Annotated in this window: 17 protein-coding genes and 1 riboswitch; of the genes, 5 read left to right on the top strand and 12 right to left on the bottom strand. The window is 63.6% G+C overall.

The window, feature by feature from the left end:
- Nucleotides 1-58: 58 nt before the first annotated feature.
- The 4 genes from EEB13_RS06490 to EEB13_RS06505 form a co-directional block, all read right to left on the bottom strand.
- Nucleotides 59-1,183: a glutamate--cysteine ligase gene (locus tag EEB13_RS06490; RefSeq protein ID WP_033235600.1), complete on the bottom strand. Its 1,125-nt coding sequence runs from the start codon at nucleotides 1,181-1,183 to the stop codon at nucleotides 59-61.
- Between the two features lie 87 nt (nucleotides 1,184-1,270).
- Complete coding sequence (sodC, locus tag EEB13_RS06495; RefSeq protein ID WP_033235601.1) at nucleotides 1,271-1,975, bottom strand: superoxide dismutase[Cu-Zn]; 705 nt, start codon at nucleotides 1,973-1,975, stop codon at nucleotides 1,271-1,273.
- 89 nt (nucleotides 1,976-2,064) lie between these two features.
- Entirely contained in the window at nucleotides 2,065-2,634 is a 570-nt protein-coding gene (locus EEB13_RS06500) for a LytR C-terminal domain-containing protein (protein ID WP_033235602.1), read from the bottom strand.
- A 71-nt stretch (nucleotides 2,635-2,705) separates the two neighbouring features.
- Complete coding sequence (locus EEB13_RS06505; protein ID WP_033235603.1) at nucleotides 2,706-3,059, bottom strand: DUF3263 domain-containing protein; 354 nt, start codon at nucleotides 3,057-3,059, stop codon at nucleotides 2,706-2,708.
- A 182-nt stretch (nucleotides 3,060-3,241) separates the two neighbouring features.
- Between EEB13_RS06505 and EEB13_RS06510 the strand changes: the two genes are divergently transcribed.
- Genes EEB13_RS06510 through EEB13_RS06520 form a run of 3 tightly spaced genes read left to right on the top strand, consistent with a single transcriptional unit; the run spans nucleotide 3,242 to nucleotide 5,533 of the window.
- Nucleotides 3,242-3,832: a peptide deformylase gene (locus tag EEB13_RS06510; RefSeq protein WP_033235604.1), complete on the top strand. Its 591-nt coding sequence runs from the start codon at nucleotides 3,242-3,244 to the stop codon at nucleotides 3,830-3,832.
- 29 nt (nucleotides 3,833-3,861) lie between these two features.
- The gene (locus tag EEB13_RS06515; protein ID WP_261984535.1) at nucleotides 3,862-4,713 is read left to right on the top strand and encodes a GNAT family N-acetyltransferase; all 852 of its coding nucleotides are present in this window, start codon (nucleotides 3,862-3,864) and stop codon (nucleotides 4,711-4,713) included.
- 16 nt (nucleotides 4,714-4,729) lie between these two features.
- Nucleotides 4,730-5,533, top strand: coding sequence for an exodeoxyribonuclease III (locus EEB13_RS06520; protein WP_033235606.1), 804 nt, complete (start codon nucleotides 4,730-4,732; stop codon nucleotides 5,531-5,533).
- 18 nt (nucleotides 5,534-5,551) lie between these two features.
- Here the strand turns inward: EEB13_RS06520 and EEB13_RS06525 are convergent, their stop codons facing one another.
- Nucleotides 5,552-5,947, bottom strand: a complete 396-nt coding sequence (locus EEB13_RS06525; RefSeq protein ID WP_373557452.1) for a GNAT family N-acetyltransferase — start codon at nucleotides 5,945-5,947, stop codon at nucleotides 5,552-5,554.
- A gap of 143 nt (nucleotides 5,948-6,090) precedes the next feature.
- A riboswitch (TPP riboswitch) is annotated at nucleotides 6,091-6,198 on the top strand.
- On the opposite strand from EEB13_RS06525, the gene thiC reads away from it, so the two are divergent.
- Both thiC and thiD read left to right on the top strand, forming a co-directional pair.
- Nucleotides 6,191-7,816: a phosphomethylpyrimidine synthase ThiC gene (thiC, locus tag EEB13_RS06530; RefSeq protein WP_045064019.1), complete on the top strand. Its 1,626-nt coding sequence runs from the start codon at nucleotides 6,191-6,193 to the stop codon at nucleotides 7,814-7,816. Its footprint overlaps the riboswitch before it by 8 nt.
- Nucleotides 7,813-8,655, top strand: a complete 843-nt coding sequence (thiD, locus tag EEB13_RS06535; RefSeq protein WP_141484868.1) for a bifunctional hydroxymethylpyrimidine kinase/phosphomethylpyrimidine kinase — start codon at nucleotides 7,813-7,815, stop codon at nucleotides 8,653-8,655. The genes thiC and thiD overlap by 4 nt, the downstream gene beginning before the upstream one ends.
- A 5-nt stretch (nucleotides 8,656-8,660) precedes the next feature.
- Here thiD and EEB13_RS06540 read toward each other — a convergent pair whose 3' ends face one another.
- From EEB13_RS06540 to thiO, 7 genes are all read right to left on the bottom strand, one after another.
- Nucleotides 8,661-9,518, bottom strand: a complete 858-nt coding sequence (locus EEB13_RS06540; protein ID WP_095886789.1) for an adenylate/guanylate cyclase domain-containing protein — start codon at nucleotides 9,516-9,518, stop codon at nucleotides 8,661-8,663.
- A gap of 42 nt (nucleotides 9,519-9,560) precedes the next feature.
- Nucleotides 9,561-11,018 carry a M28 family peptidase gene (locus EEB13_RS06545; protein ID WP_172936353.1) on the bottom strand — a complete coding sequence of 486 codons (1,458 nt, stop codon included), beginning with the start codon at nucleotides 11,016-11,018 and terminating at the stop codon, nucleotides 9,561-9,563.
- A 110-nt stretch (nucleotides 11,019-11,128) separates the two neighbouring features.
- A complete protein-coding gene (locus EEB13_RS06550; protein ID WP_033235609.1) occupies nucleotides 11,129-11,896 on the bottom strand; it encodes an ABC transporter permease subunit in 768 nt (255 codons plus the stop codon).
- Complete coding sequence (locus EEB13_RS06555) at nucleotides 11,896-12,870, bottom strand: ABC transporter ATP-binding protein (protein ID WP_033235610.1); 975 nt, start codon at nucleotides 12,868-12,870, stop codon at nucleotides 11,896-11,898. The genes EEB13_RS06550 and EEB13_RS06555 overlap by 1 nt, the downstream gene beginning before the upstream one ends.
- Nucleotides 12,871-12,977: 107 nt before the next feature.
- The gene (locus EEB13_RS06560) at nucleotides 12,978-13,730 is read right to left on the bottom strand and encodes a thiazole synthase (RefSeq protein ID WP_033235611.1); all 753 of its coding nucleotides are present in this window, start codon (nucleotides 13,728-13,730) and stop codon (nucleotides 12,978-12,980) included.
- Nucleotides 13,723-13,938: a sulfur carrier protein ThiS gene (gene thiS / locus EEB13_RS06565; RefSeq protein WP_033235612.1), complete on the bottom strand. Its 216-nt coding sequence runs from the start codon at nucleotides 13,936-13,938 to the stop codon at nucleotides 13,723-13,725. The genes EEB13_RS06560 and thiS overlap by 8 nt, the downstream gene beginning before the upstream one ends.
- On the bottom strand, nucleotides 13,935-15,014 hold the full coding sequence (gene thiO, locus EEB13_RS06570; RefSeq protein WP_141484869.1) for a glycine oxidase ThiO: 1,080 nt from the start codon (nucleotides 15,012-15,014) through the stop codon (nucleotides 13,935-13,937). The genes thiS and thiO overlap by 4 nt, the downstream gene beginning before the upstream one ends.
- Between the last annotated feature and the right edge of the window lies 1 nt (nucleotide 15,015).

Consider the following 15,015-nt stretch of genomic DNA (forward strand, 5'->3'; position numbering starts at 1 on the left):
CGGTGCTTGGACGGCGTCTGGACAAATGGACTGTTTGTCCGAACTGCTCAGCGGCGCGTCACGTACCCAACTCTGCAACCAACGCGTCGACCACTGCCACCAGATCTCCACCGTGAGCTTCCGCCACGCGTCGTTGACGCTGGTACGACGCTCCGCGGCGCGGAATATCGGCGACGGATGCCAACTCGTCCGCGCACCCGAGCGACACCGCGATCGGCGTGAGATCTTCGAGCAGTCGCTCCAAGTCGTCGGTGACCAGACATTCGTTTGCGGCCGAGTCCAGAATGATCTCGGCGTCGAGACCGTATCTGGCTGCGCGCCACTTGTTTTCCTTCACGTGCCACGGCTGCATGTTCGGCAACGTCTCCCCGGCGCTGAGGCGGCGGTCGAGATCAACGATGAGGCAGTGAACCAATGCGACCAGCGCGCCCAGTTCCGCGCGCGTCGACACCCCGTCGAACACCCGGACTTCGATGGTTCCCCACTTGGGCGCCGGACGAATGTCCCAATGCATGCCACCGATCTTGGTGATCACGCCGGTCTTCATCTGGTCGTCGATGAACGACTCGTACTCGGCCCAGCTCTCGAATTGGTACGGCAGACCCGCCGTCGGCAACTGCTGGAACATCAGTGCCCGGTTGGACGCATAGCCGGTATCGACGCCGGCCCACATCGGCGACGACGCCGACAGTGCCAACAGATGCGGGTACCGCTGCAACAGCGCATTGATGATGGGGAACACCCGATCCGCCGAAGACACTCCGACGTGGACGTGCACACCCCATATCAACATCTGCCGGCCCCACCACTGCGTGCGCTCGATCAGCTCGTCGTAATCAGGCGTGCGCGTAACCAACTGAGTGGACCACTGGGCAAACGGATGGGTACCCGCACAGATGAGGTCGACGGCCAGCGGATCCGCGGCCCGGCGCAACAGGTCGAGGGACGCATCGAGATCGCTCATGGCTTCGCCGACCGTGTCGTGAATGCCCGTCACCAACTCGACGGTGTTGCGCAGCAACTCCTTGGTGATGTGCGGAGTCTCGGAGCCTGCAAGCTCCTCGACCGCCGAAAACACCTCGGCAGCTGTATTGGAGAGATCTCTGGTCACACGATCGACCAAGGCGATCTCCCACTCCACGCCCAGCGTCGGACGCGGCGAACCCGGAAATGGAACTACCACGCAGAGAATCCAACCACAATGATCGCGAGAACACCGTGCTGGCTACTGCGTGGTAGTTGCCGAAGTGATACAGAACTCAGAGCAGGATCAGCTCTCGGTGATGACACCACACGCAACGCGTGCGCCGGCGTCACCGGTGTCGAGGGTCTGCTGATCCGGCGCCGGCGCGTAACGCGTCGGGATGTTGCCGAAGTTGTCGGCACCTGCGTGGATCATGACGGACGTGCCGCCGTTTGCCACCAGCTGATCGACCGTGAACGCGTCGGTGGTGGTCACGAGGGTGGCCGAGCCGTCCTCGAGAACCTGTACGGACGTCAGGTCGCCGCTGGCGGGATGGCCGGTGTGGCCCTCTGCCTGGAAGTGTCCGCCGGCCGAGAGGAAGTTGCCCGGCTCGCCGCCGCTGGGCGCAACCGAGTTGGTCTCGCACTTGGCAATCTGGTGAACGTGGAAGCCGTGGAAGCCCGGCGTCAGGCCCTTTGCATCGAGGGTGACCTTGACGTCACTACCTTCCTGCGTGAACGTGACAGTGCCGACCTTGCTGCCGTCTGCGCCGTTCAACGTTGCGGTAACCGTCTCGGTTGCGGAGCTACCGGCATGAGCAGTCGACGACGCTCCGTGGCTTTCGCTCTCGTGTGCGCTCGGGTCGGCCGCACCCGTCCACACAGGCGGAGTTGTACCGGGGACGTTGCTGGGCTCTTCGTTGTTACTGCAGGCAGTCAAGCCGAAAGCGGCTAGTGCGACTACGGGGGCAACGACGCGCCAGGACATACGCCGGGTGCTGCTGGGGGCCATCGAACCGCTCCTTTGGGTGGCGAGGAAGTGCAACTGATCATAACGGCGTGAGTAGTACACAGACCCGACGGGTGGTCCGAACCGACGGGTCAGTTGGACGTGACGATGACGATCACACCGGGCGACGCGCTTGCGATACCGGCAAATCGCGGCTCTGCCGTCACACCGAGTTCGGCGGCAATCTGCTGCGCCGCTGCCTTCTCTGCCGCGGAAGATCCGTAGTACACCGTGGTGGTGCTCACCGTTCCTTCGCTGTAGTTACCCGTCTCTTCGACGTTCCAACCCGCAGCGGTCAATTCTTCCGCGGTTCCTGCTGCGAGCCCGGATACCGTGCTGTTGTTGAGCACCCGGACACTGACAGTCGACGGATCGACACTCACCGACGCGCCGGCTGATGTCGTGGTCGCGGACGGGCGTGTCGTCGTGGTTTCCGCGGAGTCGGTGCCGGTTTTGGCAGCCGGTGCTGTTGTCACGGGGGCAACCGCTGTTGTGGTTGCGGCCGGCGCGCTCGTCTCGGTCTGCTCGGCCGCCGTGGTGTCGGAATCGGAACCGCCGAGTGACGCCGCACCGAGCCCGATGAACACGATCGCGAGGGCGATCAGCACCATGGCGATAGCGCGTAGGGGTGGTCCGGACGGCTGCTCTTTCGGGGTACTCACACTCTCGACCCTATCGCCAGTGGGCGGTTCGACCGTTCATCGACAGAGGTTTGTGTGCAGGTTTTGCGGCTTCAGGTCACTTCGAAGCCGAGGCGACGAGCCGCCCGGGCCTTCTGCCGGCTGGCACGCAACCGGCGCAGGCGTTTGACCAGCATCGGATCGGCCGCCAACGATTCGGGGCGATCAACGAGTGCATTGAGCACCTGGTAGTAGCGGGTTGCCGACATGTCGAACAACTCTTTGATCGCTACTTCCTTCGCGCCGGCGTACTTCCACCATTGGCGTTCGAAGGAAAGAATGTCGTGTTCTCGGCGAGTAAGCCCGTCTTCGCCGACATCGTTGATTCCGGCAGAGCTGACGCCCGCAGCATCTTCGACCTCGGCGCCATCGGTCCGGCTTCGACTACGCGCAACTGCGCTGTCCATGTCACTCCTCGACTGCTGTATTCGCCGTCAGTGAGACTGTGTCCCCCTGTTGCCCGCGTTCCCCCGGGTACGTGGCCCGACCGAGCAACAAATCACATCGTTGTTCTTCAGCAACCATTGAACCACGAGGTATCGGGCGGGCCGCGATAACCACGCGGGCGCGCCGCACTATCCTTGACGCCATGGCTATCCTCCCCATCCGAATCGTCGGCGACCCGGTACTGCACGAGCCCACAAAGCCGGTCACGCAGTCTCCGGCGGAAATCGCCGAACTGATCGCCGACATGTACGAGACGATGGACGCCGCCAACGGCGTCGGCCTCGCGGCCAATCAGGTCGGTGTTTCGCTGCGTCTTTTCGTGTTCGACTGCCCAGGTGACGATCGTAGCGACACCCGCCGACGCGGAGTTGTGGTCAACCCCGTCCTCGAGACGTCGGAAATCCCCGAGACGATGCCCGATCCCGAGGACGACTTCGAAGGCTGCCTTTCCGTTCCCGGCGAGCAGTTCCCCACCGGCCGCGCAGACTGGGCCAAGGTCACCGGAACCGACGCCGACGGCAACCCTGTCGAGTACGAAGGCACCGGATTCTTCGCCCGGATGCTCCAGCACGAAACCGGCCACCTCGACGGCTTCCTGTACACCGACGTTCTGATCGGCCGGAATGCGCGCGCCGCGAAGAAGGCCATCAAGCAGTCCGGTTGGGGTAAGCCCGGATTGACCTGGACTCCGGGTACGGTCGACGATCCGTTCGGCCACGACGACGAAGACTGAGACATTTGCCCATCTCGATCGGTAGCCGGGTGGTGCTGCGGTACAAGCTCCCACCCGGCTACTCGCATCCGATGACCGACGTGATCGGCACCCTCGAATCCGCGGACCCGATCACGGTTCGCGGCAACGACGGGCGTGTTGTCACCGTATCGGCGGATCAGGTAATCGCGCTCAAAGTTCTTGCAGCGCGGCCCATTCGAGTGGGCGACATCCGCAACCTCGAGATCGCGGCGGCCGCAGGTTCACCGGGAACCGAGCAGGCTCGGATCGACGGTTGGCTGCTGCGCATCGGGCACTCGCCCCATGACATGGACTCGGCACTCCCCCTCGGCGAACCCGGCGGCAGTGCGTCGCGAACCCCGGAAACGCTGGCGGCCATCCGCTCCTGGTTCGCAGATCGGGGACGTCCGACCACTCTGATGCTGCCCGACCGCCTCGGAATTGCCCCGCCCACGTGGATTTCCGGCGGCGAGGGCATCATATTTGCCGCCGACCTCGACAACGTAGCCCCGACGCCGCCACAGTTCACGACCACCATCGACGACGCTCGCACCGGGGACACTCTCACGCGCGTGGCCACCGGAACGATCGGCAGCGCCGACACGATGATTCTGGCTTCGGCACGAGCCGCCGTCAGCGACGCCCCCGACGGCCGTCGGTGGGCAGGTCTGCTCGATCTCGCGGTGGCGGATGCGCACCGACGGCACGGAATCGGCACTCTGATCTGTACTGACTTGCTCGGGTGGAGTCGAATCCAGGGCGCAACCCATGCTTACCTTGCCGTTCCCGAAGACAACACGGCCGCAGTCGCTACGGCACGCTCGCTCGGCTTCGTCGAACATCATCGCTACCGGTACGCCACCGCGCCTGTCGGTGCCTGACGCTAGGCTTGCCCGCGTGCGCATAGCTACCTGGAACGTCAACTCCGTCCGTGCCCGTACCGACCGGATCATCGATTGGCTCGACCGATCCGACGTCGATGTCCTGGCGATGCAGGAAACCAAGTGCAAGGACGAGCAGTTCCCGTACGAACGTTTCGAGGAGATCGGCTACAAGGTCGCTCACGTCGGACTCAGCCAGTGGAACGGCGTTGCCATCGCCTCGCGTGTCGGTCTCGACGACGTGCAGATCGGCTTCGAGGATCAGCCGGGCTTCACCAAGGACCCCGAAGCGGAGCAGGTGCGCGAGGCCCGCGCGATCGGCGCGACGTGCGGCGGGGTGCGGGTGTGGAGTTTGTACGTTCCCAACGGCCGTGAACTCGACGATCCCCATTACGCGTACAAGCTGGACTGGCTCGCCAAGCTGCGCGACGACGCCGAAGGCTGGCTGAAGCAGAACCCGGACGAGCAGATCGCCCTCGTCGGCGACTGGAATGTCGCACCAACCGACGAGGACGTCTGGGATCCCGCTGTCTTCGAAGGCAAGACTCATACGTCGCCGGCCGAGCGCGCTGCTTTCGACGCGTTCATCTCGTCCGGTTTCACGGACGTCGTCCGCCCCCACACTCCCGGTCCCGGCGTGTACACGTATTGGGACTACACGCAGCTCCGCTTCCCCAAGAAGCAGGGAATGCGCATCGACTTCATTCTCGGCTCGCCCGCACTGGCGGCTCGCGTCGAGTCCGCCGAAATCGATCGGAACGAGCGTAAAGGCAAGGGCGCCAGCGATCACGCCCCTGTGATCGCACAGCTGGGTTCCTGAAAAGCGGGAACGGCGCGGTCAGTCCTCGACGAGCAGATCGAGATATTCGGGATGCTCGCCGAGGTATCGCTGCACGTACGAGCACACCGGGCGAACCGACCACTCACGTTCGCGGGCGCAATCCATCGAGAACTGCACCAATACGGCTGCCATTCCCTGGCCGCCGTACTCTTCCTTGACGACGGTGTGCATGTACGCCACCACATCGCCGGCTTCGGCGCCGCACCCGAGGATCTCGTCTTCGTCGCGATAGCCGAGGATGCCGACCAGTTCGTCGCCCGCGAGCAATTCGAACCGTTCATGTGACGGGTTGTCGATCAGCGTGATGTCGGTGTTATTCATGGCGGAGTTGTTCATGGTGGAAACCTCCACTGCTGCACGCACGGTACCCAAACTGTGATCCATGACACTCATAGAAACAGTTGCCGACGACGCTGTCCCGGGATCGCCCAATTTTCGCACCGAGAACGACCCGACCGCAATCGCACCGAGATTTTCTTTCGGTACTGAGATACAGTCGCCCGGTGCCGTTGTGAGCGCACGCGCACAAAATTTCATACAACCACCACGGGGGCTCGCACCAGCGGGCTGAGAGGACGGCTAGGGCCGTCGACCGGATGAACCTGACCGGGTAATGCCGGCGTAGGGAGCGCATTAATGCACGAGAAGTCTGTCAACAAGACTGTCCTCAACAAGGCTGTCCACGGCGTGGCAGCCGTGACTACCGGCCCGATCGAGGGCAGCAGCAAGCACTATCTCGAATCGGATTCACTCCGGATCCCGCTTAGACGCGTCACCCTCACCACTGGTGAGCATCTGGATCTGTACGACACGTCAGGTCCGTACACCGATACCGCCGCGACGATCGATCTCGACCGCGGCCTCCCCAGAACGCGCGACGCGTGGGAGCGGAGTGCACGAGATTCGACACAATTGGAATGCGCCAGAGCCGGCGTGATCACTCCGGAGATGCGGTATTGCGCTGTCCGAGAGGGCGTTTCCGCGGAACTCATTCGATCCGAGGTGGCCAGAGGCCGGGCCGTGATCCCGGCCAACCATCGACACGGAGAACTGGAACCGATGATCATCGGCAAGAAGTTTGCCGTGAAGATCAATGCAAACATCGGAAACTCCGCCGTAACATCTTCTGTGGCAGAGGAAGTCGAGAAGATGGTGTGGGCGATCCGGTGGGGCGCCGACACCATCATGGACCTGTCGACCGGCAAGGACATCCATCTCACCCGTGAGTGGATTCTTCGCAACTCACCCGTTCCGGTTGGCACGGTTCCGATCTATCAGGCACTGGAGAAGGTCAACGGCGACCCCACCGCCCTGACGTGGGAGATCTACCGCGACACGGTAATCGAGCAGTGTGAGCAGGGTGTGGACTACATGACCGTCCACGCGGGTGTGCGAATCGGCTACATCGCTCTGACCGCCAACCGAGTGACGGGAATCGTTTCTCGCGGCGGCGCGATCATGGCCGCGTGGTGCATGCACCATCGCCAGGAGTCGTTCCTGTACACCCACTTCGACGAACTGTGCGAGATCCTGCGGCGTTACGACGTCACGTTCTCCCTCGGTGACGGTCTTCGCCCCGGTTCGATCGCCGACGCGAACGACGCCGCACAATTCGCGGAGTTGCGCACACTGGGCGAGCTCACCCAGATCGCGAAAGCCGCCGGCGTCCAGGTCATGATCGAGGGTCCGGGACACGTTCCCATGGACAAGATCGAGGAGAACGTCCGCCTCGAGGAGGAACTGTGCGACGAGGCGCCGTTCTACACACTCGGACCGCTCGCGACAGACATCGCGCCTGCCTATGACCACATAACGTCGGCCATCGGAGCGGCGATGATCGCGCGGGCCGGAACCGCGATGCTCTGTTACGTCACCCCCAAGGAGCACCTCGGCCTACCCAACCGCGACGACGTGAAAACCGGGGTGATCACGTACAAGATTGCCGCGCACGCTGCGGACCTCGCCAAGGGACACCCCAATGCTCAGGCCCGGGACGACGCACTGTCCAAGGCGCGCTTCGAGTTTCGTTGGCTGGATCAGTTCGCGTTGTCGCTCGATCCGGATACGGCACGAGAATTCCACGACGAGACGCTTCCGGCCGAGCCCGCCAAGACTGCGCATTTCTGTTCGATGTGCGGTCCGAAATTCTGCTCGATGCGGATCTCGGCGGACGTCCGTCAGTACGCGGACCTCCTGGAAACCGAACCTGCCCGGACCGAACTGGGGTTTCCCCAGGTCCGATCGGTAGGCTCTCCGACGTGAACCTGCTTCCCCTGACGCCCTCCGGCCAGACGCCGATTCGTGCCCTTACCATTGCCGGCACCGATTCCGGCGGCGGCGCCGGCATCCAAGCCGACTCCCGCACGATGGCAATGTGCGGCGTCCACGCGTGCGTGGCCGTTGCGGCCGTCACCGTGCAGAATTCGGTGAGCGTCAGCGGTTTCCACGAGATTCCGCCGCAGGTTGTCGCCGATCAGGTGCGGACTGTGGTCTCGGATATCGGCATCGGCGCCGCCAAGACAGGCATGCTGGCGTCGACAACCATCATCGAAGCGGTAGCTGCGGTTGCCGCGGAGGTGGGGATCGGCCGCGACCGGCCGATCCCGCTTGTCGTCGACCCCGTGTGTGCGTCGATGCACGGCGATCCTCTCCTGCACGCGGAAGCGCTCGACGCTGTCCGCAACGTCCTTATCCCCGCCGCAACTGTTGTGACACCGAACCTCGACGAAATTCGGTTGATCACCGGCATCGACGTCGAGGACGACGCCACCGCACGCCGCGCTGCCGAGGCCCTTCACGGTTTGGGCGCTCAGTGGTCCATCGTGAAGGGTGGACATCTGCGCACCTCGGACATGAGCACCGACCTGTTGTTCGACGGTGACACTTTCCTCGAGTTCAGCAGTCCCCGCATCGCGACCGGCAACGATCACGGCGGCGGCGACACACTGGCTGCTGCCATCACGTGCGCTCTGGCACACGGTTATTCGGTTCCCGACGCCGTCGCCTTCGGCAAGGAATGGGTGACCAAGTGCCTCGAGGCATCGTACGACCTCGGAGCCGGTCACGGCCCCGTGTCACCGTTGTGGCGGCTCGAAATGTAGGAGTATCAGGCCTGCCACACGCGCCAGATACCCAGATCCTGCGGTACTCCGTTCGGCGTCGTCGCAAAGAATCCGCGGCGCCACGGACGGATCTCCAGGTTCAGCTCTTCGAGGGTTCCCGGCGCAAGTTCTTCGAGAGTTGCCGCAGACATCATGACGTTGCCGTCGCCGCCCAGCCCCATCATCCGGGCGGCGATGGTGACGTCGACACCCAACCAGTCGTCGCCCAGTTGCCGGGGTGTTCCGGTGTGGAGGCCGACGCGCATCTTGGGCCGATAGCCGTCGAGGTTGACCTGCGCCAGGGCTTCCTGCGCCGCGAAGACCGCGGCCACTGCCGCGTCTGGGCTGGTGAACACTGCCATGAGTCCGTCGCCCATCCGTTTCACGACGTGACCGTAGCGATCCGTGATGGGTGTTTCGACAGCTTGCGCGACCGCCCGCAGGAGCGCGAGCGTCGCCCCGTCGCCGGCGTGGAGCGACCACGTGGAGAAACCGACGAGGTCCGTGAAGACGATAGTCAGTTCCTGATCACCACGGCCTCGGCCCATCTTCTCGAGGGCCGCCTGCCACACCTGCAACGCGCCGAGGCTCATTTCCCTGGTAGCGGCCGGTTTGTGGTCGAGAAAACGATCGGCGACGCGTGCCACCGCCCGTGCGCCGCCAGGCCCCGACAGGGAGAGCGGGTCGCCGAACCCCGGGTCGCCCGGAAGCAACCGACGTACACGTCGTAGCGCCTCGATGAGTTGCTGGTGTCCGTTCAGATCCGACGCGGTGTTGAGCACCGATCCGATGACCGAGCGGACGCCGGAAGGAGCGGCATCGCGCACGTCACCGGGTACTTCGCTCGGGATCGGATCGCTCATTACTCGAGAGTAACCTAGAGCTGCTCACCGCGCGCCTCATGATCACCGGGTTCGAGCCAAGGTTCTGGCCTCGCCTACCGGAACTCCGTTGAGGCCCCCGATATCCTGCGCATACGTTGCCACCGCAAACGCCACCGCGGCGGAATTCGCGGCGAGTGCGTCCCGATCGATGTTGTCGAGATTGTCCAAGGCGGTGTGATAATTCGGATCGAAACTCACGCCGGGCTCGCCGCCCCATTTCAGTGCCTGCTCGACGGTTTTCAGCTCCTCGGCTCCGCTGAACACGCCGCCTGCCGGAATTCCGATCTCGATGAACGGGCCGTAGTCAGATCGTCCGTCGAAGTCGGTTCCCTCTGCCGGAATTCCGCGACCGCCGAGATAGTCGACAAAGGTGCGTTCGATACCGGCGGAGCCTTCCGGGCCAGGACCTTCGCCGAGACCATCCGAATTGTCACCGTCGTAGACCAGATATCCGGGGTTGGGTGAGCCGAGCATGTCGAAATTCAGATACAGCGCGATGGCCGCTTGTTCCTCCGGGCTGAGCCCGGCAACGTACTCGGTCGAGCCGACGAGGCCAAGTTCCTCGGCGCCCCAGAACGCAAACCGCACCGCGTTGGTGATGTCCGGCGAACTACCGAGCTGCAGCGCCGTCTCCAGAATGGCCGCGCTGCCACTGCCGTTGTCGTTGATACCTGGCCCCTCGGGAACGCTGTCCAGGTGAGCGCCCACCATGACAACGTCGCTGCTTGATCCGGTCTTCGTCTGCGCGATGACGTTGCGCGAGCGTGTTGTGGTGGTGACCGTGTCCAGCACCAGAGTGACGTCACCGCCCTCTGAGGCAAGCTGTTGCCCCGACGACAGGCTGATGCCTCCCGTGGGAATCCGCGCAATATCCGGATCGCCCAGGGTTCCGCCGCCCAACATCGCGTCTTCGTTGTTGACCACCAACAGTGCAGCGGCGCCCTGATCTGCTGCGATGGTCTGCTTGGCGCCGAACTGGCACACCCCGCGGGTGACGAGGACGATAGCTCCCGCAGCATCGAGCCCGTCGTAGTCGGAGGCTTCACAACCTGGTGTCTCGTCTGCGGGTACCGACACGACGCGTGCGGTGATCCCGTCCGGTCCGGTGGACGTCGAGTAGGTCAATGCGCGGACCGGAAAGTCGACTCCGCCTGAGGAGGTCAACAGCTCGGTTCCCGGGTCGAAGGAGCTGAACGCGAACTCCGGGGTTTCCACGTCGAAACCATTGTCTTCGAGCAGGTTTGCGACGTAGTCGACGCTGGCGTCGTACCCTGGGGTTTCCGTGGACCGAGTATTACCGTTGGCAGCTGCGATCTTGCCGAACTGATCGAGATGGCCCATGACCGCGTCGACGGTGACCGTCCCCGAGAAGGCCTGCGGTTCGATCAGCGCCGTGTCTGCGGGCCTGGCCCCGGCCGAACATCCACCAAGCACCAGAACCCCGGCTATGCCGATTGCCAACGCGTGATGGAGTCTCATGCGCGAAAGAGTAACCGCGGGAGCCGATAAGGAAACGGCAGTGCGCCCTTATCAACCGCGGGCGGTCGACAAGGGCGCACAGTGTCAGGCGTCGAGGTCAGGCGTCGAGGTCAGGCGTCGCGGCGATTCACCAGGACAATGCTGATGCCGAAGATGACCAGCACGAACACCGCGAAGTAGATCAGGCTGCCCCACGGTCCCCAGTGGAAATCGCCGGTCGTCATTTCAGGGCTGAGGAAGTGGTTTGCGTTGTTGAAGGGCAGGAACGGCATGATCTTCTCGCCGAAGCTGCCGAACAGTGAAAAGAGGCTCTCGATGAGCAGTGGCCACAGCAGCAGTAAGGCGATCGCGCCGGCCGACTGACGAATGATCGCACCGACACCCACGGCTAGTACCACGCAGAAGAACGCGTAGATCGGGATGCCGTACATCGCGCGCCAGTCAGAGCTGCTCGACAGCGTCAAGCCGACGCTGGCGTCGGCACCGGCCAAGACCTTGGCCATCGCGTAGGCACCGAATGCCAGAACGAAGGTCAGGACTGCCCCGAATCCACCGATCAGGCCGGCTTTGGCGGCGAGAACCGATGCCCGATTGGGCACTGCCTGGAATGTGGTGCGAATCGTTCCGAAGCGGTACTCACTGGTGATCGCGAGTGCCGCCATGATCATGAGGACCATGATTCCGAAGCCCGAGATTCCGGCGGTGGCAAGTGCCGCGTCGAGTTCGGGGGCGCCTTGGGCGTCCGACGTCAGCGCAGACTTGGCTACCGTGCCCATGATGGCGGCAAATCCGAGAGCGAGAACAACGATGATGACCGAGCACCAGAGTGGCGATTTGGTCGTGGTGATCTTGATGCGTTCAGCACTGAGAACAGCCATTACAGTGCACCTCCCATGACATTCTGGTGAGCGTTCGGTTGCGCGACGGCGGGGCCTGTGACCCCGGTCGCGTGGTACTGGACATCGTCGCCGGTGAGCTTCATGAAGGCATCCTCGAGCGAACCACGCTGAGAAGCCAACTCGTGCAGCACAATTCCCTGCGCACCAGCCAAGTTACCCACGATTTCGGTGGTGGAATCGACAACGACCAGAGCGGGAACAACACTCGAACCGTCTTCGCGCACCGTCAATCCCTGCGACGTCAACACGCTGCGCAATGCATCGAGCTGAGGACTACGCACTCGAACCGTCGACTCGGACGAACGATCGACGAACTCGGCGACAGTCGAGTCCGAGATCAGTCGACCTCGACCGATGACAACCAATTGTTCCGCGGTCAAAGCCATTTCCGACAGCAAGTGGCTCGATACCAGCACGGTGCGTCCCTCGGCAGCCAGTCGCTGCATGAACTTACGGATCCAGACGATGCCCTCCGGATCGAGACCGTTGACGGGCTCGTCGAACAGGAGCACCTTCGGGTCACCCAGCAGCGCACCGGCCAGGCCGAGACGCTGAGACATACCGAGCGAGAACCCGCCGGCCTTCTTGCCCGCAACCTCGGACAGCCCCACGAGGCCGAGAACCTCGTCTACCCGAGACTTCGGAATCCCGTTCGACGCGGCCATCCACTGCAGGTGCGCCCTGGCGCTGCGGTTCGGATGAACCCACTTCGCGTCGAGCAAAGCGCCGACGGTACGCAACGGATCCTTGAGCTCGCGGTACGACTTGCCTTCGATCAGCGCCTCACCCGACGTCGGGCGATCCAACCCCAGGATCATCCGCATCGTCGTCGACTTGCCGGCACCGTTGGGTCCGAGGAACCCGGTGACGATGCCGGGGCGGACGGTGAACGTCAGATCGTCCACCGCCTTGGTCGGTCCGTAAACCTTGGTCAATCCCCTCAGTTCAATCATGAGCAGAACTCTGCCTGATCCGGCACCGCCTGCACATCGGTCGCAGGTCTAGTTCGACGTGGTACCCAGGTAGGACGTGGACCCCGGGAACCACCCCGAGAAGACCCCTAGGAGGATGCCTGCGCCCAGAATCGTTTCGGGATCCGGCCGGCGTGCCTGGCCTCGAAACCGGCAACGACGGCATGACGCATCGCCGACGCCATGAGCGCGGGATTCTTGGCCCTGGTGACCGCCGTTGCGAGAAGCACTGCGTCGCAGCCCAGCTCCATGGCAAGTGTTGCGTCGCTGGCCGTTCCGATTCCGGCGTCGAGAATGACCGGCACGCCTGCGCGTTCGACGATCATCTCGATGTTGTGCGGGTTCGCGATGCCAAGCCCGGTCCCGATGGGCGAACCGAGCGGCATGACCGCCGCGCAACCGACCTCTTCGAGCCGAAGCGCCAGAACCGGATCGTCCGTCGTGTACGGCAGCACGGTGAATCCGTCGTCGACCAATTGTTCTGCAGCGGAGACAAGTTCGATGGCGTCGGGCAGCAGGGTTCGCTCGTCGGCGATGACTTCGAGTTTCACCCAACTGGTCTCGAGCGCCTCACGTGCCAGCTGCGCCGTCAACACCGCTTCGGCCGCGCCGCGGCATCCGGCCGTGTTCGGTAGTGGTTCGATTCCGAGGCGCCGAAGCAGATCCAGCACGCCGGTACCGCCGGCAGCGTCGACGCGTCGCATCGCGACAGTGGTCAGTTCGGTGCCGGATGCGACCAGCGCTTCCTCGAGAACTGCGAGGTTGGCAGCGCCGCCGGTGCCGGTGATGAGCCGCGAGCCGAACGTACGGCCCGCGATAGTCAGGAGATCGTGTTCAGCCACCCTGCACCGCCGTGAGGATCTCGATTTCCCAACCACGCGAGACGGATTCGTCCCAGCGCCCACGCGGGAAGAGCGCACCGTCGACGGCGACGGCAATTCCCTTGCTTGGCAGTTCGAGGTGTGTCAGAAGTTCGGTCACCGTGACGGCTCGATCGAATTCGAGTTCTTCGCCGTTGACGGTGATCCCGATCGGGACCTGCTCACTCATGAATTTTCCTTCACTGCTGCGAACCGCTGGGGTTCGGTTCCTTTGACCTCGACCAATGATGTGCCGTTCAACAACGCGAGTGTCGCGTCTGCGGTGACCGGAGTCAGGAGCACCCCGTTCCTGCCGTGCCCGGTAGAGATGACAACACGCTCCGAGACCCGCCCGATCAGCGGTAGATTGTCCGGCGTCATCGGACGCAAGCCGGCCGCGCACTCGTAGAGTTCGTATTCACCGATCGCCGGCATGAGTGCTTCGGCGTCGTTGATCAGGTCTCGCACACCGGCCATAGTGACCTGCGTGTCCTCGCCCGATTCGTATTGTGTTGCACCGACCACGATTCCGTCGCCGCGCGGCACGAGGTACGCGGGTCGGCCGTGGACGCTGCCGCGGATGGTTCGACTGGGCGCCGGCGTCACTCCCGGCCGGCTGCGCAAACGCAGGATCTCACCTTTGACCGGCCGAACGGGTAATCCTGGCCACAGCTTCGGTGAGGCGATTCCCGCACTCAGCACGATCTGATCGGTATCGAGTTCCGCGAGATCGTGGACAGCGCAGTTGATCAATTCGACGCCCGACGCCACGCACGCGGCCTGCAGAGCTGCCAGCAACACACGATTGTCGACAGCGGATTCACCGACAGCCATGAGCCCCGAGCGAATGCCGCGGCCGAGCATCGGTTCGAGTTCACGGATCTGCGCTCGGCCGAGGATCTGTAGTTCGTGTCCCTGCGCGCTGACCCATTCCGCGATGGTCACCAGGTCCTGGGCGTCGGCGCTGTCGAGAGCGACGGTGAGTGAACTGTCGGTGGTGAACACCGACGGTCCGAACTTCTGCAGGTGCGCGCCGAAATCCGGCCACCGCTCCAACGAGGCTGCGCCGACGGTCAATGCCGTTTCCTCACCTGGCCATCCTTCGGACAGCGGGGCGAGCATTCCACCGGCGACCCAGGATGCGCCGGTTCCGATCGCCGGGTCGTACAGCTGTACTGCCCATCCGTCGCGCGCTGCGTACCAGGCAATGGACAGTCCGATGACTCCCCCGCCGACCACCGCAACCGAGCGTGCGTGCGTGCTCATG

The organism is Rhodococcus sp. WS3, from assembly GCF_003797085.1.
Classification (GTDB): Bacteria; Actinomycetota; Actinomycetes; order Mycobacteriales; family Mycobacteriaceae; genus Rhodococcus_F; species Rhodococcus_F globerula.